The following is a 24,750-nucleotide window of genomic DNA, read 5'->3' as shown; positions in this document are numbered from 1 at the left end:
ACCCAGCATTCGCGAGCAAGCCCGCTCCCACAGTTGGATTTGTGTGGGATCAGGCCTTTTTGGTACGCGGCAAGAAGATCGCCAACACGCCAAACAGCGGCAGGAACGAGCACAGGTAATACACGTACTCAATCCCGTGAATATCCGCCAGATGCCCGAGCAGCGCCGCGCCGATCCCGCCGAAACCAAACATCAAACCGAAGAACACCCCGGCAATCATCCCGACGTTGCCCGGCACCAGTTCCTGCGCGTACACCACAATCGCCGAGAACGCCGAGGCCAGAATGAAGCCGATCACCACGCTCAGGACGGTCGTCCAGAACAGATCAACGTGGGGCATCAGCAGCGTAAACGGTGCCACGCCAAGGATCGAGAACCAGATCACCGCCTTACGGCCGATCTTGTCGCCAATCGGCCCGCCGAAGAAGGTGCCCGCCGCTACCGCACCGAGAAACAGGAACAGGTGCAACTGCGAGCTCGCCACCGACAGGTCGAACTTCTCGATCAGGTAGAAGGTGAAGTAGCTGGTGAGGCTGGCCATGTAGAAATACTTGGAGAACACCAACAGCCCCAATACCACCAGCGCACTGGTCACCCTGCCCTTCGACAAACCGTGAGTCGCGGCCTGACCGGCTTTGAGCTTGAACAGGTTCAAGTGGTGCGCGTACCAGCGGCTGATGCGGTACAGGACGAACAGCGCAAACACCGCGAACAAACCGAACCACGCGACGTTGGCCTGACCGAACGGAATGATGATCGCCGCCGCCAGCAATGGGCCGAACGCGGAACCGGCGTTACCACCGACCTGGAAGGTCGATTGCGCCAGGCCAAAGCGTCCACCGGAAGCCAGCCGCGCAATCCGCGAGGCCTCGGGATGGAACGTCGAAGAACCGATACCGATTAGCGCCGCCGCCAGCAGAATCAACGGAAAACTGCCGACCATCGACATCATCACGATGCCGATCAACGTGCAGATCGAACCGGCCGGCAACAGCCACGGTTTCGGATGCCGATCGGTGTGATAACCGACCCACGGCTGCAACAGCGACGCAGTCAGTTGGAAGGTCAGGGTGATCAGGCCGACCTGGGTAAAGGTCAGGCCGTAATTGGCCTTGAGCATCGGGTAGATCGACGGCAAGACCGACTGGATCAGGTCGTTGATCAGATGCGCCAGCGCCACCGCGCCGATAATTCGCATCACCAATGGACTGCTTTGGGGGGCAGCGGGCGCCGAGACAGCGGCGGTCTGAACGTTGCTGATAGCCATGGAAGTTTCCGGACAGCAGATGGGTGCACGCAGGCAGGTGCGTCAATGTGCCATTTTTCAGTGCGTCAGCGCCATCCCCTTAGCCAGCTAACTAACCACCCTGACCTGAATCACCCAATCGTGTAGGAGCGCCGAAGGCTGCGATCTTTTGATCTTTTAAAAAACAACATCAAAAGATCGCAGCCTTCGGCAGCTCCTACAGGGGACGGGATTTAGGTGATAGCGCAACGCCATGGTCTGAATCTTGCCTTGCTACTGCCCCTGAACGCGGTCGCCTTACAAAGGTGATCGACAATGGGAAGTTTCGCTACAGAACCTGCCTACAGAGCGGGTGAGAGTGAACTTTCGAGGCCTTTTAGCAGGGCACAACATCAACGTCGAACGACCGCGATGCACGCCGATGGTGCGTGGTGTCCAGAGGAGTCATGGGGCATGCAGGCTTTCCTTTCACCGGGGATCAAATTGCTGGGGCGGTTTGGCTTCGCGGGTAAATTCCAGTTGTTGTTTCTGCTGTTCATTTTGCCGTTGGCCGGTAGCCTGTTGATGATCGGCCAGGACTATCGCGACAAGCTCAATCTGATTGCCGGCGAACGTGCCGGCGTGCGCCAATTGCTCGCGCTGGATGCGCTGGACAACCTGCTCGCCGCCCAACGCGACCGCGCCGCCCGTTGGCGCGCCACTGAAACCAATCGCCAGCCGACACCGGCCACCCTCGCCGCCATGGGCGCGTTCGACGCGGTGCAACCGGCGGTTGTGCAAGCCACCACGGATCTGGGCAATGCCCTGCAAAACGAAGGCGCGGAAGGTGAAACCCTCAGCCGCTATCAAACGCTGCAAACCGCACTCAATGGACTGGATTCGAAAAGCCTCAGCGGCGTCGGTTGGTGGCCGGACGGTTATGACCGTTTCACCAACGCCCTGAGCGCCCTGCAAGCGTTGCGCGAGCAGATCGTCATGGACAATCGCCTGACCCTCGCGCCGTGGCTGGAAACCTATCTGCTGACGCAAATCTCCACGCAACACGCGCCGGACTTGATTGAACGCGTCGGTCGCCTCGCCGCCGTCGGCCAGGCCTCGGTAGTCTCCGGCCAGTTCACCCTGCAAAGCCGTCTGCAGTTGCGCGATCTGCGCAGCCGTATCGGTGATGCTCGCGAGCAACTGGTGAAAACCGCCACGCTGCTGGAAGCACGCCTGCCGAAAGATCAGCAGAGCTGGGCCAGCCAATACCACGAGAGCCTCAAACACCTCGACAGCGGCCTGAAGGTGCTGGACGACGGCGTGTTTGGCGGCAGCATCAATCTCAAACCGGAAGACTTTGAACGCAGCCTTGACGCCTTGTTGAGCGACCTCGCCGCCCTGCGCCAGCAATCGCTGGTCTCGCTGGATCAACGGCTCGACGCCTACCACGGTTCAGCGATCCGTCAGTTCATCATCGTCGCCGCCGTGTTCGGTTGCCTGCTGCTCGCGGCGCTGTACCTGTTCATCTGCTTGCAAGCCTCGATTCGTCGCAGCGCCAGCGGCATTACCTTGCTCGCGGAAGCCCTGCGCGACGGCAACCTCAGCCTGCAAGTGCCGGTGGAGGGTCGCGATGAACTGGCGGCGATCAGCACCGCGCTCAACGTCGCCGTGGTGCAACTGCGCAGCAGTATGCTCGGAGTCGATCACGAGACCTCGCAATTGAGCGACGCGGTGCGCAGCCTCAACGATCACTCCAGCGGTGCCCTCGGCGAAGTCGAAGCGCAGCAGTTGCAGATCAGCCAGATCGCCGCTGCGGCCACGCAATTGGCCGCGACCTCGCAAGGCGTGGCGCAAAGTTGCGAACAGGCTTCCGGCAGCGCTCAGCACACCCAGCGTATCGCCGCCGACAGCAGCCGCGACAGTCAGCGCACCACCGCGAGTATTCAACAGCTCAATCAGCGTTTGAACGACACCGCTGCGGCGCTGGGTCGGGTCAGCGAGCAAGGCCAGCAGATTCAATTGGTGGTCGACACCATTCGCGGAGTGGCCGAACAGACCAACCTGTTGGCGCTCAACGCGGCGATTGAAGCGGCGCGCGCCGGCGAACAGGGGCGCGGTTTTGCCGTCGTGGCGGACGAGGTGCGCAGCCTGTCGCAACGCACGCAATCATCCACCGCGCAGATCGCCGGAACGGTCGACAGCCTGCGCGCAACGGTCAACGAAGCCGTGAGTTTGATGGAAGCTGCCTGCGGCCAGGCGCAAACCGATGCCGAGTCAGTCACCGGGCTTGGCGAACGGTTGGGCGAAATCGCCAGTGCCGTGCAGAGCGTCACCGACACCCTCGCGCAAATCGCCACGGCGGTGGAGGAACAGGCGTGCACCGCCGATGAAGTCAGCGGCAATATCCAGCAGGTCGATCAAGCGGCGGTGCGTTTGCTCGAAGGCGCGCGAGCGGTAAATCTGGCGGCAGACACCCTGCGCCTCGGCAGCCAGGCACTGAGCAAGAACACGGCGCGCTTTCGTCTCAACTGATCACCGCTTGCGGGAAGTCCTTTTCCAGCTCGGTTTTCAGCCACTGGATAAACCACACGGCGTCCGACGAGAGTTCGGCGGACGCCGTCAGCACCCGGTAACTTTCCAGCTTCACCTCATCATCAATCGCGCGCACCAGTTTGCCGCTGGCCAGTTCATGGCGCACCAGCACTTCGTTGGCCAGCGCAATGCCCTGCCCGCTTTCGGCCACCGACAAGGCGTGATCGTTGTTGACGTACAGCAGGTCGGATTTCAGGTGGATATCGAGGTCATGGGCGGCGAACCACAGGTTCCACCACTCACCGTCATCGACGTGAATCAGCTCGTGCTTGATCAGATCTCTCGGGCTGTCGATAGGATCGATGCTCGCCAGATACTCCGGCGTGCAAATCGGAAACACCCGAGGGCAAATCAGCGCTTCCCGCGAATCGGCGTACTCCCCGTCGAGGCCGTAGACGATGCCCAGATCGGCACTTTTGCCGTCCACTTCGGTGAAGGTCGAGTTGGGTTCGATGGCAAATTTCAGCCCCGGCCGCAGGTGCCGCATCGCTTCGATCCGTGGCATCAACCAGCGCTTGGCGAACCCCGGCACCACCATGATCCGCAGCCAGCGTTCGGCGTCTTTGGGCTGCGCTTCCTTGCCGGCCTCGATGATCAACTGCAACGCGGCGCTGATCTTGCGGTGGTATTTCTCGCCCGCCGGGGTCAGGTTGACCCCGCGCGAGGTGCGTTCGAACAATTGAATGCCCAACCAGTCTTCGAGCAATTTCACGTGCCGGCCTATCGCAGGCTGGGTCACGTGCAGCGCTTTCGAGGCTTCGACGTAGCTGCCCAATCGCGCGGCGGCATCAAAGGCACGCACCGCATTCAGCGGCGGCAATCGGTGGTCGGGCATGATTCCTGGCACCTTAGGCTATTAAATTAACTAACAGCTGCCATGTTTAAATTGAAGTGTCGCCCCGCGCAACCCCTGGCTGATAATCGAGCCACAGCAGAACAAAAAAACAGCTGGTTATTACACCCGAACGCAATCTCGATCCTGCCCAAAAAAATAATATCCATGGCCCGACGGCAACGCTTTTCAGAGCGAACCGCAGGCGATGGGGGAATCGGAGGTAACGCATGAATGCCCTGCATTCGCTGCAAACACTGGCGGTCTCAATCCGCTCGGTGCGCAAAGTTTACGGTGATCCGCAAACCGGTCCGGTGGCGCTGAAAAGCATTGATCTGGATATCCGCGACAACGAATTCTTCACCCTTCTCGGCCCGTCCGGCTGTGGCAAAACCACGCTGCTGCGGATGATTGCCGGTTTCGAATTTCCCACCGAAGGCGAGATTCTTCTCTACGGCGAAAACATCGCCGATCGCCCGCCCTTCGAGCGGCCGGTCAACACGGTGTTTCAGCATTACGCGCTGTTCCCGCACATGACCATCGCTGAAAACCTGGCCTTCGGCCTCGAATCGCACCCGATGGGCAAAGTCCTCACCAAGGCGCAAATCAGCGAACGTGTCCGCGAGATGCTCGCGCTGGTGCAGATGGAACGCTTCGCCAATCGCAAACCGGCGCAACTGTCCGGCGGCCAGCAACAACGTGTCGCCCTCGCCCGCGCTTTGGCGCCGCATCCAAAAGTGTTGCTGCTTGATGAGCCGCTCTCGGCACTCGATCTCAAGCTGCGTCAGGCCATGCGCGAAGAGCTGAAAACCATTCAGGCGAAAACCGGCATCACCTTCATCTTCGTCACCCACGACCAGGAAGAAGCACTGACCATGTCCGACCGCATCGCCGTGCTCTCTGAAGGTGAAGTGCAGCAAGTCGGGCGGCCGGAAGAGATTTACGAACGTCCGCGCAATCGCTTCGTCGCTGACTTCATCGGCGAAACCAATTTCATCGAAGGCACCGTGACTCGTGTGGAAGACGGTCAGGCGTGGTTCGCCGGGCCGGCCGGGCATCCGCTGCCGGCGCAAGCGTGCGATGACGTGCAGGTCGGCGCCAGCGTATCGCTGTCGGTACGCCCCGAGCGCCTGCACCTGGTGCCCGCCGCTACCGAGGCTGCCTTGCCGTGCCGGATCGACGCGCAGATCTACCTTGGCACCGACCTGCAATATCAGGTCAGCCTCAGCGATGGTTCGCGTCTCACCGTGCGCACGCCCAATTGCGTCGACCAGAGCCTGCGCTTTGCCGTCGGCTCCCAGGCCGGTCTGCTGTTTGACCGTGGTAGCGCCAGCGTCCTGCACGATTGAGCCGGAGAAATTGCCATGCACGCCTTACCGATTGCCAACACGCTGGAACGTCGCAAGGTCTTCCAGAGTTTCCTCGGTGTCAGCCCGGCGCTGACCGCCATCTGCCTGTTTCTGGTGGTGCCGATCCTGATTGTCATCGGCTATTCGCTGATGGAAGCCAACCCCTACGGCGGGGTCAATAAAGTCTTCAGCAGTGAGGCGTACACCTCGTTGCTGTTCGAGCGGCAAATGGATGACAGCCTGGCGTTTACCGACTCCTATCTGCTCATCGCCCTGCGCTCGATTGGCATCGCCGGGCTGACCACGATCATCACCCTGCTGATCGGTTTTCCGGTCGCCGTGTGGCTGGCGATGCAACCGGCGCATCGGCGCGGCTTGCTGATTTTTCTGATCACCGTGCCGTTCTGGGCCAACCTGCTGATCCGCACCTACGCGTGGATTTTGCTGCTGCGTAACACCGGCGTAATCAACAACAGCCTGATGGGCATGGGCGTCATCCATGAACCGTTACAGTTGTTGTACACCGACGGCGCGGTGCTGCTGGGGCTGGTTTACACCTACGCGCCATTCGTGGTTTTGCCGATCTACGCGACGCTGGAAAAAATGGACATTCGCCTGCTCGAAGCTGCGCAGGATCTCTACGCCGGCCGCGTGCGCACCTTGCGCAAAGTGGTGTTGCCGATCGCCAAACCGGGGATTCTCGCCGGCGCCATCCTCACCTTCGTACCGTGCCTGGGCGCGATGATTGCCCCGGAACTGCTCGGCGGCGGCACGCGAATGATGCTCGGCAACCTGATCTTCCGCCAGTTCAGTGACTCGCGTAACTGGCCATTCGGCGCGGCGCTGTCGCTGGTGCTGATGGCCGCAGTGATGTTGGTGCTGACTGTGTATGCCTTGCGCGCCGAGCGTCAGCGCATCGCCAAAGGAGGTGCGTGATGCTCGCTTTATTCAAACGCAAAGGGCTGGGCGTGCAGGACTTTCCAGGGTTCGGCGGTTTCAGTTTTCTGTTCTATCTGTACCTCTATGCGCCGATCGTGGTGCTGGTGGTGTTCTCGTTCAACGCCAATCAGTCGGCGACGGTGTGGACCGGTTTCAGCCTCGACTGGTACCGCGCCGCGTTCGCCAATCAGGCCTTGCGCCAGGCCGCCAGCAACAGCCTGTTGATCGCGGTGTGCGCCAGCATGGTCGCCACAGCGATTGCCACCCTCGCCGCGCTTGGGACCTCGCGCGGGGCCAAGTTCAAGGGCCTGCAACTGTCGATGGGCGCGATCATGTTGCCACTGGTATTGCCAGAAATCGTCGTCGGCGTGGCAACGCTCGCGCTGTTCTCGACCATCGGCCTGTCGCTGGGTTACGGCAACCTGATCATCGCGCACACGGTGTTCTGCATTCCTTTCGCCTACCTGCCGATTCGTGCACGTCTGAACGATATGGATCTGTCGCTGGAGCAAGCGTCGGCCGATCTCTACGCCGGCCCGTGGCGCACCTTTCGCAAGGTCACGCTGCCGCTGCTGATGCCGGGAATTTTCTCCGGGTTGATGCTGGCCTTCATCGTCTCGCTGGATAACTTCGTGATCTCGATGATGGTCTCGCAGGCCGGCACCACCACCCTGCCGATCTTCATCTTCGGCCTGCTGCGCATGGGTGTGACACCCGACGTCAACGCCGTCTCGACGCTGATCCTGGGCGTTTCGGTGCTGTTCGTCAGCCTCTCTTATCTGTTGGGCAAAAAGAACGCCTGAACCTTCTACCAACTGTGGGGAAATGACATGAGCAAGTGGATAAAAAGCGTCGGCACTTCGTTGTTCCTGACTTTACCGCTGACCATGGCCGTCAGTGTTCAGGCCGCCGAGAAACTCAACGTGGTGAGCTGGAGCGGCTACTTTTCGCCGGAGATTCTCGCCAAGTTCCAGAAGCAGACCGGCATCGAAGTCACCGTCGATTCCTATGACTCAAACGAGACGCTGCTGGCAAAACTGAAACAGGGCGGCGCCGGTTATGACGTGGCGATTCCGTCGCATCAATTCGTGCCGATCCTGATTCAGGAAAAACTCCTGGAGCGCTTCGACCCGGTCAAAGAAGCGTATTACGCCAACGTTGCCGACAATCTGAAAAAACCAAGCTGGGATCCCGAGGGCGCGTATTCGGTGCCGTTCATTTGGGGTACCACCAGCGTCGTGCTCGACACCGCGCGCTACAGCGGCCCGGCCGACAGCTACAAAGTCTTGTATGAGCCGCCGGCCGAACTGCAAGGCCGGATCAACATGTTCGACGCGGTCAGCGACGCGGTGGACATGGCCAGCCTGTACCTCGACATCCCGTTGTGCACCGAAGATCCGAAGCAGATGCAGCAGATTCTGACGCTGCTAAAGGCGCAGAAACCGTACGTGAAAACCTACAGCTCGAAGGCCGGTTCGATCCGCGAAAACCTCGCTTCGGGTGAAATTGACATGTCGATGTTCTGGGGCGGCTCGTCGATGCGCGCCCGCGAAATGAAACCGACGCTGAAATATCTGTACCCGAAAGAAGGCGTGCTGGCGTGGGTCGACAACATGGTCATTCCGACCGGCAGCAAGAATCCAGCGAATGCCAAGGCGTTCATTGCGTTCCTCAGCCAGCCTGAAAACGCGGCGATGACACAGAACTTCCTCAAGCATCAGAGCCCGATCAAAGGCGTCGAACCGTTCCTCGATGCCTCGCTCAAGGACGCGCCGGAGCTGCACATTCCGCAAGGCACCAAAGTGGTGTTCAGCAAGACCTGCGGCGAAGGCTCGATCCGTCTGGCCGACCGTCTCTGGACCAACCTGATGCGTTGATCCCTGCCGCCCCGGCGCGAGGCCGGGGCGTTTTTCCAGTCGTCTTGAAGGCTGCTTGCAATGAATTCTAATAACATCAGCGAACTGGTCCTGTTGCAGGCCCATGAGCTCGCCGAGCGCATTCGCCTGCGCCAGGTTTCCTGCCGCGAAGTGATGCAGACGTACCTTGCGCACATCGAACGCTTCAACCCCAAGGTCAATGCGTTGATCAGCCTGCAGGCGCCTGAAGATCTGCTGGCTCAGGCCGGTCAGCGCGACGCTGAACTGCTGCGCGGCGAATACCGTGGCTGGATGCACGGCCTGCCGCACGCGATCAAGGATCTGTCGCTGACCCGTGGCATTCGCACCACCATGGGTTCGCCGCTGTACAAGGATTTCGTGCCCGAGCGCGACGGCATCATGGTCGAGCGAATCAAGCAGGCCGGCGCGATCATCATCGGCAAAACCAACACCCCGGAATTCGGCCTCGGCTCGCAAAGCTACAACCCGTTGTTCGGCGCCACCGGTTGCGCGTACGACCCGAGCAAAACCGCCGGCGGCAGCAGCGGTGGCGCAGGCGCGGCGCTGGCGATGCATCTGGTGCCGGTGGCCGACGGCAGCGACATGATGGGCTCACTGCGCAACCCGGCGGCGTTCAACAACATCTTCGGCTTCCGCCCGTCGCAGGGTCGCGTACCGTTTGATGACAGTGCCGATCTGTTTATCGATCAACTCGGTTACGAAGGCCCGATGGCGCGCAGCGTGCGTGACGCGGCGTTGCTGCTGTCAGTGCAGGCCGGCGCCGATGCGCGAGCGCCGCTGTCCATCACCGAATCCGGTGAGGCGTTTGCGGCGCCGCTGGAACGTGATTTCAAAGGCACACGGCTGGGCTGGCTGGGTGACTTCAATGGTTATCTGCCGATGGAGAACGGCGTGCTGTCGCTGTGCGAGAAGACCTTCGCCGACTTCGAAAGCATTGGCTGTCACGTCGAGGCAGCGGATCCGGGTTTCGCGCCTGAGCGCTTGTGGAGCTGTTGGCGCACGTTGCGCCACTGGATGGTCGCCGGTTCGTTGGGCGCGACTTACGCCGATCCGCAAAAGCGTGCGCTGTTGAAACCGGAAGCGATCTGGGAAGTGGAAAACGGTTTGCAGCTTTCCGCCAGCGAAGTGTTTACCGCCTCGGCGGTGCGCAGTGATTGGTATCGGGCGATTTCGAAGTTATTCGAAAAATATGACTACCTGTTGTTGCCGAGCGCTCAGGTGTTTCCGTTCGACAAGACCCAGCCGTGGCCGACGTCGATCGATGGCGTGAGCATGGACACTTATCATCGCTGGATGGAAGTGGTGATCCCCGGCACGTTGTCGGGTTGCCCGGTGGCGAGCGTTCAGGCTGGATTCAATGCGCAGGGTTTACCGATGGGGCTGCAGATCATCGGCAAGCACCAGGCAGACTTCGCTGTTCTGCAATTGGCGCACGCGTATGAACAGGCCAGCCGCTGGTTCCAACGCTGCCCTTCGCCGCTGCTGAGTCAGTGATTTTGATAAACGGTTGAAAGCGTAGAAAAAATTTTTAAATTTACGCTTGACGCTTTTCCATTTCAGGGGAATAATGCGCGCCACTTGGCTACATAGCTCAGTTGGTTAGAGCATAGCATTCATAATGCTGGGGTCCGGGGTTCAAGTCCCTGTGTAGCCACCAAGTACTAAAAACGGCTTACCGAAAGGTAGGCCGTTTTTTTATGCCTCGAGAAAAGCGCCGGTTTTATGGTGAGGGGATTTCTCCCCTCATCCAGCGTTTCAGCCTGCCAGTGCCGCCAACCCTTTCGCCCAGATTTGTCGGGTACGCAAACCCACCATCGCCCGCCAGTCGGGATCGGCCGGGTAAAACTGCTCCAGCAGATTCAGTTTGATCGCCCTCCCCGTTGCATCCAGCGGATCGCCGTGAAGATGCAACCAATGGTCGTCACGTAAATACCGATGCACATTTGCGCCCGGATACGTTCCGCACTCGATCACGAACGGCATCAACTGCACGTCCGGCAAGGCATCAAGCAATGCCTGCGAGGTGTAACCGGTGGCGGTCGCGGCGACGCCGGTTTCGCTCAGGGTGTCGGCGCCGGTGTGCAGCGTGTAAAGCCATGGGCCGTAAATCGACTGGGCTTGGGCGAGCGCCGGGTACGGCGTTTGGGTGATCGTCAGCAACATCGGATGACCGTATTCCCCAGCGCCAGTGTGCAGGTCGAAACACATCACGGTGTCCGCGCCGGCCAAGTGCGCTTCGATGATTTGATGCAACGTGCGATTCGACCAGCTGGGCGCGCGACCGCCGTAGAACAATCCGTCCGCATGACTGTGCTGCCCGCCCTCGACAATCGACATGACGGCCGGCCAGCCGTGTTCGTTGATCTGCGCATCAAGCAAGGAATCGGCGCGTTGACGCTCGGGGCCATTCAAGTCGGTGCAGCCGTAAATTTCGTGCAGTGCCGCGTAAGCACGGTTATCCGGCAACGCTTCGGTGAAATCCAGATGATTGCGGTTAAGGTCGATGTTGTCTTCGTTGACTCGACGCAACCACGCGGTGCCCCACGGGTTGATCAGGTGAACCATGATCACCGCGACATCCTTGGGCAGCGAGCCGGGTGCGAATGCTTTCAGCCAATCGATTTGGCAGTCGGAACCGTAATAGCCCTCCACGCCGTGGGTACCGCTGAGCGCCACCAGACGTTTTTCTGCCTGCGGGTTACCGAGCACGGCGACGTCGGTGCTCAACGGCTCGCCAAACGGGCCACAGCGCGGATGTGCGTAGGAGCTGATTGCCGCCCCGGCGGCATTGGCGGCGGCGAGAAACTGTTCGCGTTGAATGCGGTAACTGGACTCGGTGGGAAACTCGCTGTGCATGCTTGGCCTCTTGTGATTTTTATGCCTTTCAACTGTAGGAGTGAGCCTGCTCGCGATAGCGCTGGATCAGTCAGCAATGATGTTGAATGTGATGACGCTATCGCGAGCAGGCTCACTCCTACAGGGAGTCGTTATGGTCCATCAGTTGAGGTTGACCCTAGCGAACATCCGCCCTGAAAAGAAAGACAAAAATGCCCATCGGTTTGCGTCTCGACCGACCGGTCGATAGAGTCCCTCAGACTTTTAATCCACGGACGGAGAGCCCGCGTGTTTTCAGCCTTGCCCTTGAGCCGCTTTCGCCTGCCTGCCCTGACGCTGATCATCAGCGCCCTGACCCTCACCGCGTGCAATGCCCCGCCCTCCTCGGTCATGCCGTTGGCACCGGAAGCCGCGTCGGGTTTCCGCACCGATCTGCAAACCCGTCACGCCAGCAAACACATGGCTGCCGCTGCCAATCCACTGGCTGCCGAGGCGGGTCGCGAGATGTTGCGTCAGGGCGGTTCGGCGATTGATGCGGCGATTGCGATGCAGGCCGTGCTGACCCTGGTTGAGCCGCAATCCTCCGGGATCGGTGGCGGCGCGATGATCGTGCTGTGGGACGGCAAACAGGTGCGCACCTATGACGGTCGCGAAACCGCGCCGGCCGGCGCAACCGAGAAACTCTTTCTGCGCCCTGACGGCAAACCGATGTCGTTCCCGCAGGCGCAAATTGGCGGCCGCTCAGTCGGCACTCCGGGCGTTTTGCGCGCACTGGAAATGGCGCATAAACAACACGGTCGCCTGCCATGGGCCAAGCTGTTTGAACCGGCGATAAAACTCGCTGAACAAGGTTTCGCGATTTCCCCGCGCCTGCATTCGCTGCTGGAGTCTGATCCGGTGATTCGCAATTCTCCGGACATGGCCGCGTATTTCCTCAATACCGATGGCAGTGTCAAAGCGGTCGGCACGCGCTTGCAGAATCCAGCCTTGGCTGCCGTGCTCAAACGCATCGCCAACGAAGGCGCCGATGCGCTGTACAAAGGCCCGATCGCCGAAGAAATCGTCGCTAAGGTTCAGGGCCACGCCAACCCGGGCAGCCTGTCGCTGCACGACCTTCAGCACTATCAAGCCAAAGAACGCGCGCCGCTGTGCACCGATTACAAGCGCTGGCAAGTCTGCGGCATGCCGCCACCGTCGTCGGGCGGCATCGCCGTGGCGCAGATTCTCGGCACCTTGCAGGCGCTGGAAACCCGCGATCCGCGCTTGTCGCTCACGCCACTAAAACCAGTGAAAACCGACAAACCCGCCGGCATCGAACCCGCGCCACAAGCGGTGCACCTGATCGCCGAAGCTGAACGTCTGGCCTACGCCGACCGCGCGCAATACGTCGCCGATAGCGACTTCGTTCCGGTGCCAGTGAAAGGCCTGGTCGACCCGGGTTATCTGGCCAATCGCGCCAGTCTGATCGGCGAGCGCAGCATGGGCACCGCCAAACCCGGCACACCACCGGGCGTGCAGGTGGCCTACGCACCGGATCGTTCGCCACTGCGCATCTCGACGTCACAAGTGGTCGCGGTGGATGACCTCGGCGGCGCCGTATCGATGACCACCACCATCGAAGCAGCGTTCGGTTCGCACCTGATGGTTCAGGGTTTTCTGCTCAACAACCAGATGACCGACTTCTCCTTTATCCCCGAAGAGAACGGCCAAAAAGTCGCCAACCGCGTCGAGCCCGGCAAACGTCCACGCTCGTCGATGGCACCGACCTTGATCTTCGATCGCAACAGCGGCGAATTACTCGCCAGCGTCGGCTCACCGGGCGGCTCGCAGATCATCGAATACGTGGCAAAAACCACCATCGGCCTGCTCGACTGGAACCTCGACCCACAAAGCGCCATCAGCCTGCCCAACTTCGGAAGCCGCAACGGCCCGACCGAACTGGAACAGGGCCAATTCAGCCCGACGCTGATTCAGGCGTTGAAGGACAAAGGGCATGCAGTGAATGAAATCGACATGACCAGCGGCACCCAGGCGATTGTTCGGGTCAAGGATGCGCATGGGAATGCAACGCTGGAAGGTGGTGCGGATCCACGGCGTGAAGGGGAAGCATTGGGGGATTGAGGCTTACATGCAAGACGGAAAAGGCTTACTGGGAGGTAGGCCTTTTTTTATGTCGACGGGGCCAGTTCAGTAGTCTCGTGCTGCCTTTTCCTACCCCGAAAAATAGCTGATGCAGATAAAGTTAGTGTTCGCTCAGCATCGAGAATCGCTTCGGTATTGCTGGGGTTTTGAAGTTGCAAGCATGCGAACCGCACATCCACCAAACCTCAACAGCCTTGCATCAGTCCCATAGCGGGACTAGGATCACGCCATGAGAATTATTTCCGTCAGCCAGCTGAAAAGCTTTGGGGATCGATATCCCGATTCAGAGCAGCCACTGCTGGCGTGGATAGATGAAGCAAGAAAAGCGAACTGGAAAACACCCGCAGAGATCAAGGCGCATTTTGCTTCTGCAAGCATTCTGAAGAGCCGCAGAGTGGTGTTCAACATCAAGGGCAACGACTTCCGCCTTGTTGCGGCTATCGCCTATCGCTTTGGTGCCGTTTACATAAAATTTATCGGTACGCACAAGCAGTACGATGCTATCGACGCTGATACCGTCGAAATGGAGTAACCCCATGAACATCCGTCCGATTCACACCGAAGAAGACTACCGTGCGGCGCTCAAAAACGTTTCCGCACTTTTCGACAATGAACCTGAACCTGGTACGCCTGAAGGGGATTACTTCGAGGTAATGATCACCTTGATCGAAGCCTACGAAGCGAAGCATTTTCCTCTCGACTTGCCCTGAGACAGATACACCCAATGCGCTCAACGACTCGCCACCAGATGTACGCCAAACAGCAAATAGCAACCACCTGCCAGTCGATCCAGCCACTTACGCGAGCGTTCGTAAACACTCGCCACCCGGCGGCTGGCGAAGAACAGTGCGACGCTGCAATACCAACTGAACGACAACGTGGCCATGGTCAGTACCGCCAGCGCCAGCAATAACGGCGGTATGTGTGCCGGCATTGCGGTAGCGAAGATCGTGGCGACGAACAGTGCCGATTTTGGATTGGTCATGTTGCCGAGAAAGCCTCGGGCATAGGCGCCGCGCAGTGTTTGCTGCGACGCGTCCACGGTGCCCGGCGCGATGGCGGCCTTACGTTTAAATTGCTTAAGGCCGAGGTAGATCAGGTAGCAGCCCCCGGCGATCTTGAAACTGAGATACAGCGTCGGTGCGGCGCTGAACAATGACTGGATGCCCAAGCCGCCGGCCAGTCCCCACAGTACCGTGCCGCTGGCCACGCCGAGTGCGGCAACGACGCCATGGCGTCGCGAACGGCTGACGGCCAGTTGCGCGATGTTGAAGAAGTTCGGCCCCGGCGTGACCACGGCGACTGTCCACAACAGCGCCAGCGACAGCAGTGGAGCGAGGTAGCTCACGGCAGAGATATCCATGGGGCATGTGCCTGATTGATTCGACAATGCCCACACCTTGCAACATCCCGCCGCGTTTTGCCATGGGTTGGGCAGTGCTTTTAAACAGCCGGTTCGCCCTCCGGCACGCGGATCAGCAAGTCGCCGGGTTGGCAGTTGAGGTATTCACAAATGGCGTCCAGGGTCGCCAGACGCAAACCTTTGACCTTGCCCTGTTTGAGCAAAGACAGGTTGGCTTCGGTGATGCCGATGGCGGCGGCCAGATCCTTGGATTTGACCTTGCGCAGGGCGAGCATCACGTCCAGTTGAATCACGATAGACATAGCGATCTCAAATAAAAGTACGGTTTTCGGAATCCACTTCGCTGGCCTGCGACAGGATACGCGCAATGATCGAAATACAGCCGGCCATGAACAGCGCGACGAAGGTGGACGCTGTGACGCTTAAGGTCACCATTCGCTCGCCCACGGGCGCATTTTGCGTAATCCACAAGCTGAGCATCGGTTCGCATAGAAAATCCAGCAGCACCCAGAGCGCCACGGCGCGCCCGACTTTACCCAGATGACCGGCGGCTTCGGCAGAAAAATACTCACCCGTGGCGTAGCACTGGAACAGACGGCGCAGCGACTTCAAACCAAAGGCCAGTGCGATCAGAGGAATACTCGAAAGCACAATGGCGCCCAAGGTTTGCCACCACGGAAACACTGCGGCGGCACTGGTCATGTCCGAGAGCTGGCGATCGCTCAGTGCGAACCCCAGGCCCAAACCATCCTTGCTGGCCAACGTCGGGAACAGCCAGACCGCAGCGTTGAGTACCAGCATCAGAATGATCAGCAGCAACGTGATCGTGGCCATACGGCGGCTGAATTGCGCGAGAGAAACGGAAGTCATGGAAAGCCTCACAGATTGAATGTGAGACAAACCATAGACGATTAAATTATCGCAAAACAATAATTAATTACTGCAAAACGTTAATTTATGTTTCATTTCGATGGATTGGCCTCCAGCACTTTGCCATCCAAAGCATCGCCAATGGTGAGGAAATGCCCGCCCGCCACGTGGTGCAGCGTACGCAATGAATCGTGGCCATCGAAATGCCAACGCCCTTCGCTAAACACGCGAATATCGGCGTGCGCGGCAATCACTTCGGCGAGGAACAGATCGTACTGCTGATGATTGTGCGGCTCCGGCAACAAACGACATTCAAGCCAGGCGACGCAGCCGTCGAACAGCGGCGCCTCAACCAGATCTCCGGCGAAGGTTTGCAGGCCATAGGCGTCGAATTTGTCGCGGCTTTGACTGCCAACGATGTCCAGACCGGACGTGTTACCGACGGTTTGCACGATATCGGCCTGTTGCGCACACGGAACGTTGAGGACGAAGGTGCCCGAGGCTTCGAGCAACTGTCGCGTCCAGGTCGATTTGTCGAGTACGACGGCGACTTTCGGCGGCTCGAAATCCAGTGGCATCGCCCAGGCGGCAGCCATGATATTGCGCTGGCCGTTGTGCGCGGCGCTGACCAATACGGTCGGCCCGTGGTTGAGCAAACGGTAGGCTTTGTTGAGGGGAACCGGGCGGCGGTGGTCGGCGCTCATGGGGATCTGCTCCGGGGAGAAAGGAGCCGATTGTAGCGCCAGCAACGAAATATCTGCTGGTGAAAAACCTGTAGGAGCTGCGGAACGCTGCGATCTTTTGATCTTGGCCCTCAACATCAAGATCAAAAGATCGCAGCCTCGTTTTACTCGACAGCTCCTACAGGGATTGGGTGGATCTTCAGTTGGAAAGTTGATTGGCGAACTGGCCAACCGCATTCACCACTTTCTGCGCACCGTCCTGAATCTCGACAATCACCGTGCCCGCCTCTGCCGCCAGCGCCAGCCCCTGTTCGGCCTGCAGCTTGCCGTCAGTCATAAGGGCCACAGCATTGCGCGCCATTTCCTGGTTCTGCCGCACCACGCCAACAATTTCGTCCGTCGCCTGACTGGTGCGCGAAGCCAGTTGCCGCACTTCATCGGCCACCACGGCAAAACCGCGCCCCTGTTCACCGGCACGCGCCGCTTCGATCGCCGCGTTCAGCGCCAGCAGGTTGGTCTGTTCAGCAATGCCGCTGATGGTTTTGACGATGGTGCCGATCACCAGCGACTGCTCGTTCAGCGCTTCAATGCCCTCGCCCGCCGTCTGCATGTGTCGCGACAAATCGCGCATCACATTGACCGCCTCGGTCACCACCGTGGTGCCGCGCTGCGCCGTACTGTCGGTTTGCTGCGAGGTGCTGTAGGCAATGTTGGCGGCTTCGGCAACGGCCTTTTCGCGGTTGACCTGATCGGTGATCACCGTGGCGAACTTCACCACTTTGTACAGTTTGTTGTTGGCATCGACCACAGGGTTGTAGGACGCTTCCAGCCAGACTGTACGACCATGGCTGTCGACCCGTCTGAAACGGTCGGCGACGAACTCACCGTTGTTCAAACGACGCCAAAAGTTCGCGTACTCGGCGCTATTGTACTCCTGCGGCTCGCAAAACATCCGGTGATGTTTGCCCTTGATCTGCGCCAGGCTGTAACCCATACCGCTAAGGAAACGATCATTGGCGGCCAGTACATTACCGCTGAGATCGAACTCGATTACGGCGGTGGAACGCACCAGCGCGCCGATCAGGTTTTCGTGTTCACGAGAGGCTTCGATGGTGCGCGTCAGGTCACTGGCGTAGATCGAGATGTTTTTGATCCGCCCATCCGACGTGCGCACCGGCTGCACGATCGAACGCAGCCACGCCTCTTCACCATTGCCGCGCAGCAAACGAATCGCGCCAGCGAAATGCTCGCCACGGTTCATGGCGTTTTTGAAGCGCTGATGAAATTCATCGGACTTCACGTGGGCCGGAACGATGTCTTCGATCGCGCGGCCAATCAGATCGTGGCTCTTGTAGAGCATCTCGGTGAGGAAGTTCTGATTGACCGACTGCACCCGGCCGTCGGGCTCAAGGGTCAGCACCAGCATCTCGCTTTCCAGGCTTTCCTTCACTTGCACAAGGCTGGAGAGTTCTTCACGAAGAGCGGCCAGCTCTTGCTTCAAGCGTTTGTTGAACATGGGAAAGTACCGATGGACAGGTTAGAGAGCGGGATGCAGCCTAACCATCGGCCTTGCGCAGCGTTTCTGAAGAGCGCTTGAGACTCCTCAGTCAAAAATAGTTCGGACGTACGTTGTCAGGCAGCTCCGGCTACCTGACATTGTCCCGTGCGCGGCATCCGCGCGCCGAAATACGCCGCGCTGACGATACCGACCGCGCCCATCACCGCGCAGAACATCACGCAGATCCACGGGCTCCACGGCATCAGACCGATCAGCAACAGCGGTGTGATACTTGCCCACGCGGCGTAGGCAATGTTGTAGGTGAAGGAAATGCCTGACACGCGAATACGCGCCGGGAACAACCCGACCATCACCGAGGGCACCGCGCCCACCACGCCGCAGGCGAGACCCGCGATGGCGTAGGCGATGCCGATCCAGTCGCCGCCGCTGATCAGGCAACCGTAGAGCACGGCAATGCCCAGCGGCAGCAGCAGGCTATAGAGCATGACCGTGCGCCAGGCGCCGATGCGGTCGACCAGCAACCCGGCGATCACGCAGCCGATATTGAGAAAAACGATGCCCAATGCGCTGAGGGCGAAGGTGTGGCTGGCGCTCATGCCGAAGGTTTTCTGCATCATGGTCGGCGTGATGACGACGAACACCACCACCGCCGAGGTCAGCACGCAGGTCAGCAGCATCGCCGGTAGCATCGCCAGTCGGTGTTCGCGCAACACCGTGCGCAACGGCAGTTCGACGCGCGCCTCACGCTGCGCTTCCATGGCCATGAACACCGGGGTTTCGCTCAGCCAGCGGCGCAGATAGACGCCGATCACGCCGAACACACCGCCAAGCAGGAACGGATAGCGCCAGGCGTAATCGAGGATTTCTGCCGGGGTGAACACTTGCGCCAGAAACGTCGCGGTCAACGCGCCGATCAGGTAACCGAAGGTCAGCCCGGCCTGGAGAAAGCCCAGCGCATAACCGCGATGGCCAGCAGGTGCATGTTCAGCGACGAACACCCAGGCACTCGGCACTTCGCCGCCGACTGCAGCGCCTTGGAGAATGCGCAGCGCCAGCAGCAACAGCGGCGCGAAATAACCGATCTGCGCGTAAGTCGGCATGATCCCGATCAGCAGGCACGGCAGCGCCATCATCAGGATGCTCAGGCTGAAGACTTTCTTGCGCCCCATGCGGTCGGCGAAATGCGCCATCAAAATACCGCCCAGCGGCCGCGCCAGGTAACCGGTGACAAAGATCCCGAAGCTTTGCAGCAGGCGCAGCCATTCGGGCATTTCCGGCGGGAAAAACAGCTGACTGAGGGTCAGGGCGAAGAACACGAAAATGATGAAATCATAGATTTCCAGCGCGCCACCGAGGGCTGCAAGGCCGAGGGTCTTGTAGTCGGAGCGGCTGAACGGCGCGGGTTGCGCAGCGGAATTGGCAGTCATGACAAAGAACTCTGGCACAGGCAAAAAACCAAGGCGCACATGGTCTACGCAAATGGACGGATGGACAACCCGTTAGACCATAGTCCTGATTTGGAAAAACCTGCTCACAAAACGCCTCGGCTTGATTTACTGTTGGGGCCTGTCCGCAGCCTAGTGAAAAACCTGTGGGAGCGGGCTTGCTCGCGAATGCGATGGGTCAGCCAAATAAGTGCCGACTGCCCCACCGCATTCGCGAGCAAGCCCGCTCCCACCAAAAGCACTGATCGCTCTGCAGACCCAAAATAACCATAAAAAAATCCGAGGTACTTCTGTGGCCGCTGATATCGAAGATAGCCGCTCCGCGCGCTTCGCCTTGCGCTGTTCCAACTTCGCCGAACGCTGGTTTCCCGATTCCTGGGTGTTCGCCGCACTGGCCGTCATCATCGTCGCACTGGCGACAATGGCCATGGGTGCCAAACCCACCGACGCCGCGATGGCTTTCGGTGACGGCTTCTGGAGCCTGATCCCGTTCACCATGCAGATGGCCTTCGTGGTGATTGGCGGTTACGTCGTCGCCAGCTCGCCGCCCGCCGTGAAACTGATCGATCGTCTGGCGCGCATCCCGAAAAACGGTCGCTCCGCCGTGGCTTGGGTCGCACTGATTTCGATGATTGCGTCGCTGCTCAACTGGGGCCTGTCGCTGGTGTTCGGCGGTTTGCTGGTACGCGCCCTCGCCCGCCGCACCGATCTGAAAATGGATTACCGCGCCGCTGGTGCCGCTGCCTATCTGGGTCTGGGCGCCGTGTGGGCCTTGGGACTGTCGTCGTCGGCCGCACAGTTGCAGGCCAACCCGGGCAGCCTGCCGCCGTCGATCCTGTCGATCACCGGAGTGATTCCGTTCACCGAAACGATTTTCCTCTGGCAGTCCGGCGTGATGCTGCTGGCGCTGATCGTGATCTCGATCATCATCGCCTACGCCACCGCGCCCGGCCCGAACTCTGCGCGAGACGCCAAGGCGTGCGGCATCGACCCGGCGTTCAATCTGCCACCGCTGCAACCGCGCACTCGTCCGGGCGAATGGCTCGAACACAGTCCTCTTCTCATCATCGTGCTGGTGCTGCTGGCGGCGGGATGGCTGTTCCACGAATTCTCGACGAAACCGGCGATCACCGCGATTTCCGGGCTGAACACCTACAACTTCCTGTTCATCATGCTCGGCGCGCTGCTGCACTGGCGCCCGCGCAGCTTCCTCGATGCGGTGTCGCGCGCGGTGCCGACCACCACCGGCGTGCTGATCCAGTTCCCGCTGTACGGCTCGATTGCCGCACTGATGACCACGGTCAAAGGCGCCGATGCGCAGACGCTGGCACACCACATCTCGACGTTCTTCGTCAGCATCGCCTCCCACGACACCTATGCCCTGCTGATGGGCGTGTACTCGGCGATTCTCGGCTTCTTCATCCCGTCGGGTGGCGGCAAGTGGATCATCGAAGCGCCGTACGTGATGCAGGTCGCCAACGATCTGCAATACCACCTCGGCTGGGCGGTGCAGATCTACAACGCGGCCGAAGCGCTGCCGAACCTGATCAACCCGTTCTACATGCTGCCGCTGCTGGGCGTGCTCGGATTAAAGGCGCGGGACCTGATCGGCTTCTCGTTCGTGCAACTGCTGGTGCACACGCCACTGGTGCTGTTTTTGCTGTGGGCGCTGGGGACGACATTGGCGTATACACCGCCGGTGATGCCGTAAACCGGATCGTCCGGTCGGCATAAAACCCTTGTGGGAGCGGGCTTGCTCGCGAAAGCGGTGGGTCAGTCAACATCATTGCTGATTGATACACCGCCTTCGCGAGCAAGCCCGCTCCCACATGAGTGCTCCATCCACTTCAAGCTGTCACCCAACCGTCACATCCCCTTGCTAGCGTCCGCCCGAAACATACTGAAACATTTAAGCAAAACGGGCCGACACATGATCGACGATTCAGACTCCACCGACGCTCCTTCCCCAAAATCCGATACCCCCACCGATACCAGTCGCCGCCGTTTCCTTGGGGGTGTTGCGGTGCTTGGCGTCGGGGCGACGCTGGCGGCGTGTGGCAATACCGGCGATCAACCGGATAAACCAGCCGAGCATCCGCTGACCCCGGCCGAGCTGGACAAGGCGCTGCGTGAGCAGGTGAAAACCGTGGTGGTGATCTACGCCGAGAACCGCAGTTTCAATAATCTGTTCGGTGATTTCCCCGGCGTCGAGAAGCCGCTGTCAGCGCTGAAATCTGCCGACTATCAGCAACGCGACCGCGATGGCTCGCTGTTGCAAACCCTGCCGCCGGTCTGGGGCGGCACCTTGCAGATCGGCCCGCAAACCCTGGATGGCGTGACGTACCCCAACGCCACGCAGTTTCAGGAAAACCTGCCCAACGCGCCATTCGCCCTCAAAGGCCCGAATGGCGAAGACCTGCCCTTTGGCCTGGTCACCCGTGATTTGTGGCACGTGTTTTATCAGAACCAGATGCAGATCAACGGCGGCAAGAATGACGGTTTCGTCGCGTGGGCCGACTCCGGTGGTTTGACCATGGGGCACTACGCACAGAGCCGTTATGCCCTGCGCCTGTGGGACGTCGCGCAAGAGTTCGTGCTCTGTGACAATTTTTTCCAGGGTGCTTTCGGTGGCTCGTTCCTTAACCATCAGTATCTGATCAGCGCCACCGCACCGTTCTATCCGGACGTCGGCAATTCGGTGGCCAAATCACAAATCGCTGCGCTGCAAAGCGCTGATCCAAACGACTCGCGCCTCAAACCGCTGGACGCATCGCCCGCCAGCGCCATGACTGGCCCGCCTCAATTCGGCCCGAGTGCGCTGACGCCGGATGGTTATGGCGTTAACACACTGGCCCCGCCCTACTGGCCGACATGGATCCGCGACCCTGAGCGCCCGGCGTATTCGAAAGCCGATCTGCCCAATGTGATGGTGCCGCAGACCCACGAGCACATCGGCGACAAGCTGTCGAAAAAGAACGTCGATTGGGCGTGGTACGCCGGCGCGTGGCAGGCGACGCTGGATCAGTTCAAGGATTCCGGCGGCATCCCGAAGATTCCCAACTTTCAGTATCACCATCAGCCGTTCAACTACTTCAAGCAGCAAGGCCCGGACAATCCCGCAGAGCGCACTAAACGTCTGCGCGACGCCGGGTTGGGCGATGAGTCGAGTACTAACAAATTCTTTGCCGACGCCGAGGCCGGTAAGTTGCCCGCCGTGAGTTTCTACAAACCTCAGGGCAACCTGAACATGCACGCCGGTTATGCCGACGTCGCTTCCGGGGATCGACACATCGTCCGCGCGCTGAAAGTGCTGCGCGAAAGTCCGCAGTGGAAAAACATGGTGGTGGTCGTGACCGTCGATGAAAACGGCGGCTGGTGGGATCACGTTGCGCCGCCCAAGGGCGATCGCTGGGGCCCGGGCTCGCGTGTACCGGCGCTGGTGGTGTCGCCGTTTGCGCGTAAAGGCACAGTCGATCACACGGTTTACGACACGGCGTCGATCCTGCGCTTGATCACCCGCGTGTTCCAGTTGGAGAAGCTCGACGGCCTCAAGCAGCGCGATGACGCGATGACTGTGCGCGGGCAACAACCCATGGGCGATCTGAGCAACGCCCTGCACTTTCCGGCCGGATAAACCCGCCTGCGACTTGCGCACAAAAAACCGTGTTGTCCGGCTTTTCCGGGCAACACGGCTGATCCACTATGAGGCGCCCCCGAACGAGGGGATTCACGCTGAAAAGGATCTGAGCATGTTGAAAATCGCAGGACTCACCCTCGCCGCGCTCACGTTGAGCGCCGCCGCCCACGCCGATGTCGACCTGAAACTCGGCAGCAGCGAACGCGTTACCCGTCTCTTCGCCTACCCCAACAACTGCAGCGTCATCTGCTTTCGCAACTGGACGCTGGAGCAGACCGTCGCCCATTACCTGAGCCAAAGTGTGCAACGCGACGGTTACGCCAATGCCAAAGTATTGGTAAAAACCGATAACGGTCAGCTCTACGCCGAGATAACCGGCGTGCCGAAGGGCTACGGCAAACCGTTGTCGGCGCTGCTCGATGCCGGCGATCTGGCTTACAAAGGCGCCAGCCAACTCAACGCCGACGGCAAATGGGCGTACAGCTGGTATCTGTTCCTGCCGCTGGGCATGGCCCTGGAAAACCGTAAAAGCATCGAACTGCTGCACTTCCCGCCGGATTATTCGCTGACCCAGGCGCAGGATTACCTGCGCTCGAACACCACCGATCGCTGGGCAACGTTGCTGACCGCAAACGGTATTCCTGCGGCGCAAACACCGGCGTTTCAAACCATCATCGACATCGCCCCGATCGCCGCGCCCGCCAGCGCCGGCAGTGATCTGGAGGGCGTCTACGGATACTTCAAGGAGTACCAGACCACGCTGGTCAAACAATTCAGCCAGAGCGCCAGCGGTAGCGTGCTGCCGATGGTCGCTTTCGGGGCGCCGGTGCGAAACTGGATCAAAGACCAATACGGGCCGACTGTGGGCGTGCTGGGCCTCGCCACCATCACGCCGAGCAAGGGGGTGAACGTGCCGGTATTGGGCTCCAATCACCCGAGTTACATCTGGTACGCCGCCGACCCGAAAAGCTACACCGGTGATGACGCACAAGCCAAAGCCGATGCCGCCGGCCTGAAAGTGATGGGACAGGATTTGAGCGCCGCTTGCTGGCAGGCCGGAATGGGCAGCAAACCGGGCAGCGACCCGAAGCCCCTGCTCAACCGTTGCACACAAACCTGGCAGGTGACGCAGAAGGTCAAAACCTGCGAGCTGTTCTACACCTCGATTCGCAATCTGAGCGCAGAACAAGCCGCCGCGAAATGCACCACCACGCCGATCAAGGCTGAACTGCAGAAATTGCAGGCACCGCTGCCTGCCGCTGCCTTCCTGGCCCCACATTTATAGGTATTTGCGCGTCAGTTTTGGCTGACGCGTAAAAGCGCGAATCGCGCCTGTCAGATCTGACAGTAGACCGGTTCTGTCATATATCGCAGGATTGGATCCATAAATCGTGTTGCAGGACTGACAGGACGTCAGCCTA

The 24,750-nt window shown here is 59.9% G+C and carries 19 protein-coding genes, 1 tRNA gene and 3 pseudogenes; 13 read left to right on the top strand and 10 right to left on the bottom strand.

Annotated features, from left to right (window positions below):
• Nucleotides 1-49: 49 nt before the first annotated feature.
• The gene (locus tag KFS80_RS18270) at nt 50-1,267 is read right to left on the bottom strand and encodes an MFS transporter (protein ID WP_212545508.1); all 1,218 of its coding nucleotides are present in this window, start codon (nt 1,265-1,267) and stop codon (nt 50-52) included.
• Between the two features lie 432 nt (nt 1,268-1,699).
• On the opposite strand from KFS80_RS18270, the gene KFS80_RS18265 reads away from it, so the two are divergent.
• Nucleotides 1,700-3,757, top strand: a complete 2,058-nt coding sequence (locus KFS80_RS18265) for a methyl-accepting chemotaxis protein (protein ID WP_212545507.1) — start codon at nt 1,700-1,702, stop codon at nt 3,755-3,757.
• On the opposite strand, the gene KFS80_RS18260 is transcribed toward KFS80_RS18265, so the two are convergent.
• Nucleotides 3,750-4,652, bottom strand: coding sequence for a LysR substrate-binding domain-containing protein (locus KFS80_RS18260; protein WP_212545506.1), 903 nt, complete (start codon nt 4,650-4,652; stop codon nt 3,750-3,752). The two genes, KFS80_RS18265 and KFS80_RS18260, sit on opposite strands and share 8 nt — an antisense overlap.
• A 227-nt stretch (nt 4,653-4,879) precedes the next feature.
• On the opposite strand from KFS80_RS18260, the gene KFS80_RS18255 reads away from it, so the two are divergent.
• From KFS80_RS18255 to KFS80_RS18230, 6 genes are all read left to right on the top strand, one after another.
• Nucleotides 4,880-5,998, top strand: a complete 1,119-nt coding sequence (locus KFS80_RS18255; RefSeq protein WP_212545505.1) for an ABC transporter ATP-binding protein — start codon at nt 4,880-4,882, stop codon at nt 5,996-5,998.
• Nucleotides 5,999-6,013: 15 nt separating this feature from the next.
• Complete coding sequence (locus KFS80_RS18250; protein ID WP_212545504.1) at nt 6,014-6,934, top strand: ABC transporter permease; 921 nt, start codon at nt 6,014-6,016, stop codon at nt 6,932-6,934.
• On the top strand, nt 6,934-7,740 hold the full coding sequence (locus KFS80_RS18245) for an ABC transporter permease (protein WP_053123802.1): 807 nt from the start codon (nt 6,934-6,936) through the stop codon (nt 7,738-7,740). Before KFS80_RS18250 ends, KFS80_RS18245 begins: the two co-directional genes overlap by 1 nt.
• 27 nt (nt 7,741-7,767) lie before the next feature.
• Nucleotides 7,768-8,814, top strand: a complete 1,047-nt coding sequence (locus tag KFS80_RS18240; protein WP_212545503.1) for an ABC transporter substrate-binding protein — start codon at nt 7,768-7,770, stop codon at nt 8,812-8,814.
• A gap of 60 nt (nt 8,815-8,874) precedes the next feature.
• Nucleotides 8,875-10,329, top strand: coding sequence for an amidase (locus KFS80_RS18235; protein WP_212545502.1), 1,455 nt, complete (start codon nt 8,875-8,877; stop codon nt 10,327-10,329).
• A gap of 86 nt (nt 10,330-10,415) precedes the next feature.
• A tRNA-Met gene (locus KFS80_RS18230) sits at nt 10,416-10,492 on the top strand.
• A 98-nt stretch (nt 10,493-10,590) separates the two neighbouring features.
• Here KFS80_RS18230 and KFS80_RS18225 read toward each other — a convergent pair.
• A complete protein-coding gene (locus KFS80_RS18225; RefSeq protein ID WP_212545501.1) occupies nt 10,591-11,691 on the bottom strand; it encodes a DUF2817 domain-containing protein in 1,101 nt (366 codons plus the stop codon).
• Nucleotides 11,692-11,958: 267 nt separating this feature from the next.
• On the opposite strand from KFS80_RS18225, the gene ggt reads away from it, so the two are divergent.
• The 3 genes and pseudogenes from ggt to KFS80_RS18210 form a co-directional block, all read left to right on the top strand.
• Nucleotides 11,959-13,791: a gamma-glutamyltransferase gene (gene ggt, locus KFS80_RS18220; RefSeq protein ID WP_212545500.1), complete on the top strand. Its 1,833-nt coding sequence runs from the start codon at nt 11,959-11,961 to the stop codon at nt 13,789-13,791.
• Nucleotides 13,792-14,041: 250 nt separating this feature from the next.
• The gene (locus tag KFS80_RS18215; protein ID WP_212545499.1) at nt 14,042-14,344 is read left to right on the top strand and encodes a type II toxin-antitoxin system HigB family toxin; all 303 of its coding nucleotides are present in this window, start codon (nt 14,042-14,044) and stop codon (nt 14,342-14,344) included.
• Nucleotides 14,345-14,348: 4 nt separating this feature from the next.
• Nucleotides 14,349-14,519: pseudogene (locus KFS80_RS18210) on the top strand (helix-turn-helix domain-containing protein); the annotation flags it as partial.
• 23 nt (nt 14,520-14,542) lie between these two features.
• On the opposite strand, the gene KFS80_RS18205 reads toward KFS80_RS18210, so the two are convergent.
• The 7 genes and pseudogenes from KFS80_RS18205 to KFS80_RS18180 form a co-directional block, all read right to left on the bottom strand.
• Nucleotides 14,543-15,175, bottom strand: coding sequence for a LysE family translocator (locus KFS80_RS18205; protein ID WP_053123813.1), 633 nt, complete (start codon nt 15,173-15,175; stop codon nt 14,543-14,545).
• An 80-nt stretch (nt 15,176-15,255) separates the two neighbouring features.
• On the bottom strand, nt 15,256-15,477 hold the full coding sequence (locus KFS80_RS18200) for a helix-turn-helix domain-containing protein (RefSeq protein WP_053123815.1): 222 nt from the start codon (nt 15,475-15,477) through the stop codon (nt 15,256-15,258).
• A gap of 7 nt (nt 15,478-15,484) precedes the next feature.
• On the bottom strand, nt 15,485-16,045 hold the full coding sequence (locus KFS80_RS18195; RefSeq protein WP_212545498.1) for a DUF2975 domain-containing protein: 561 nt from the start codon (nt 16,043-16,045) through the stop codon (nt 15,485-15,487).
• Between the two features lie 92 nt (nt 16,046-16,137).
• A complete protein-coding gene (locus tag KFS80_RS18190; protein WP_212545497.1) occupies nt 16,138-16,749 on the bottom strand; it encodes a flavin reductase family protein in 612 nt (203 codons plus the stop codon).
• A 178-nt stretch (nt 16,750-16,927) separates the two neighbouring features.
• Nucleotides 16,928-17,365 (bottom strand): annotated as a pseudogene (locus KFS80_RS27330) (methyl-accepting chemotaxis protein); the annotation flags it as partial.
• A gap of 102 nt (nt 17,366-17,467) precedes the next feature.
• Nucleotides 17,468-18,154 (bottom strand): annotated as a pseudogene (locus KFS80_RS27325) (PAS domain-containing protein); the annotation flags it as partial.
• 206 nt (nt 18,155-18,360) lie between these two features.
• Nucleotides 18,361-19,674 carry an MFS transporter gene (locus KFS80_RS18180; RefSeq protein WP_212545495.1) on the bottom strand — a complete coding sequence of 438 codons (1,314 nt, stop codon included), beginning with the start codon at nt 19,672-19,674 and terminating at the stop codon, nt 18,361-18,363.
• A gap of 310 nt (nt 19,675-19,984) precedes the next feature.
• Between KFS80_RS18180 and KFS80_RS18175 the strand changes: the two genes are divergently transcribed.
• The 3 genes from KFS80_RS18175 to KFS80_RS18165 all read left to right on the top strand — a co-directional run bounded on the left by KFS80_RS18175 (nt 19,985) and on the right by KFS80_RS18165 (nt 24,614).
• A complete protein-coding gene (locus KFS80_RS18175) occupies nt 19,985-21,403 on the top strand; it encodes a short-chain fatty acid transporter (protein WP_212545494.1) in 1,419 nt (472 codons plus the stop codon).
• Nucleotides 21,404-21,622: 219 nt separating this feature from the next.
• On the top strand, nt 21,623-23,326 hold the full coding sequence (locus KFS80_RS18170) for an acid phosphatase (RefSeq protein WP_212545493.1): 1,704 nt from the start codon (nt 21,623-21,625) through the stop codon (nt 23,324-23,326).
• A gap of 115 nt (nt 23,327-23,441) precedes the next feature.
• On the top strand, nt 23,442-24,614 hold the full coding sequence (locus KFS80_RS18165) for a hypothetical protein (protein ID WP_212545492.1): 1,173 nt from the start codon (nt 23,442-23,444) through the stop codon (nt 24,612-24,614).
• Nucleotides 24,615-24,750: the final 136 nt, after the last annotated feature.

Source organism: Pseudomonas rustica (assembly GCF_018336155.1).
GTDB classification, from domain to species: domain Bacteria; phylum Pseudomonadota; class Gammaproteobacteria; order Pseudomonadales; family Pseudomonadaceae; genus Aquipseudomonas; species Aquipseudomonas rustica.
This window is presented reverse-complemented; position numbering and strand designations above follow the sequence as displayed.

Bases quoted from the DNA above. Each gene is read 5' to 3' on its own strand.
- KFS80_RS18190 (WP_212545497.1), bottom strand. From the start codon at position 16,749: ATGAGCGCCGACCACCGCCGCCCGGTTCCCCTCAACAAAGCCTACCGT.
- KFS80_RS18195 (WP_212545498.1), bottom strand. From the start codon at position 16,045: ATGACTTCCGTTTCTCTCGCGCAATTCAGCCGCCGTATGGCCACGATC.
- KFS80_RS18170 (WP_212545493.1), top strand. From the start codon at position 21,623: ATGATCGACGATTCAGACTCCACCGACGCTCCTTCCCCAAAATCCGAT.
- KFS80_RS18205 (WP_053123813.1), bottom strand. From the start codon at position 15,175: ATGGATATCTCTGCCGTGAGCTACCTCGCTCCACTGCTGTCGCTGGCG.
- KFS80_RS18270 (WP_212545508.1), bottom strand. From the start codon at position 1,267: ATGGCTATCAGCAACGTTCAGACCGCCGCTGTCTCGGCGCCCGCTGCC.
- KFS80_RS18265 (WP_212545507.1), top strand. From the start codon at position 1,700: ATGCAGGCTTTCCTTTCACCGGGGATCAAATTGCTGGGGCGGTTTGGC.
- KFS80_RS18200 (WP_053123815.1), bottom strand. From the start codon at position 15,477: ATGTCTATCGTGATTCAACTGGACGTGATGCTCGCCCTGCGCAAGGTC.
- KFS80_RS18255 (WP_212545505.1), top strand. From the start codon at position 4,880: ATGAATGCCCTGCATTCGCTGCAAACACTGGCGGTCTCAATCCGCTCG.
- KFS80_RS18215 (WP_212545499.1), top strand. From the start codon at position 14,042: ATGAGAATTATTTCCGTCAGCCAGCTGAAAAGCTTTGGGGATCGATAT.
- KFS80_RS18225 (WP_212545501.1), bottom strand. From the start codon at position 11,691: ATGCACAGCGAGTTTCCCACCGAGTCCAGTTACCGCATTCAACGCGAA.
- KFS80_RS18235 (WP_212545502.1), top strand. From the start codon at position 8,875: ATGAATTCTAATAACATCAGCGAACTGGTCCTGTTGCAGGCCCATGAG.
- KFS80_RS18250 (WP_212545504.1), top strand. From the start codon at position 6,014: ATGCACGCCTTACCGATTGCCAACACGCTGGAACGTCGCAAGGTCTTC.
- KFS80_RS18165 (WP_212545492.1), top strand. From the start codon at position 23,442: ATGTTGAAAATCGCAGGACTCACCCTCGCCGCGCTCACGTTGAGCGCC.
- KFS80_RS18180 (WP_212545495.1), bottom strand. From the start codon at position 19,674: ATGACTGCCAATTCCGCTGCGCAACCCGCGCCGTTCAGCCGCTCCGAC.
- KFS80_RS18245 (WP_053123802.1), top strand. From the start codon at position 6,934: ATGCTCGCTTTATTCAAACGCAAAGGGCTGGGCGTGCAGGACTTTCCA.
- KFS80_RS18240 (WP_212545503.1), top strand. From the start codon at position 7,768: ATGAGCAAGTGGATAAAAAGCGTCGGCACTTCGTTGTTCCTGACTTTA.
- KFS80_RS18260 (WP_212545506.1), bottom strand. From the start codon at position 4,652: ATGCCCGACCACCGATTGCCGCCGCTGAATGCGGTGCGTGCCTTTGAT.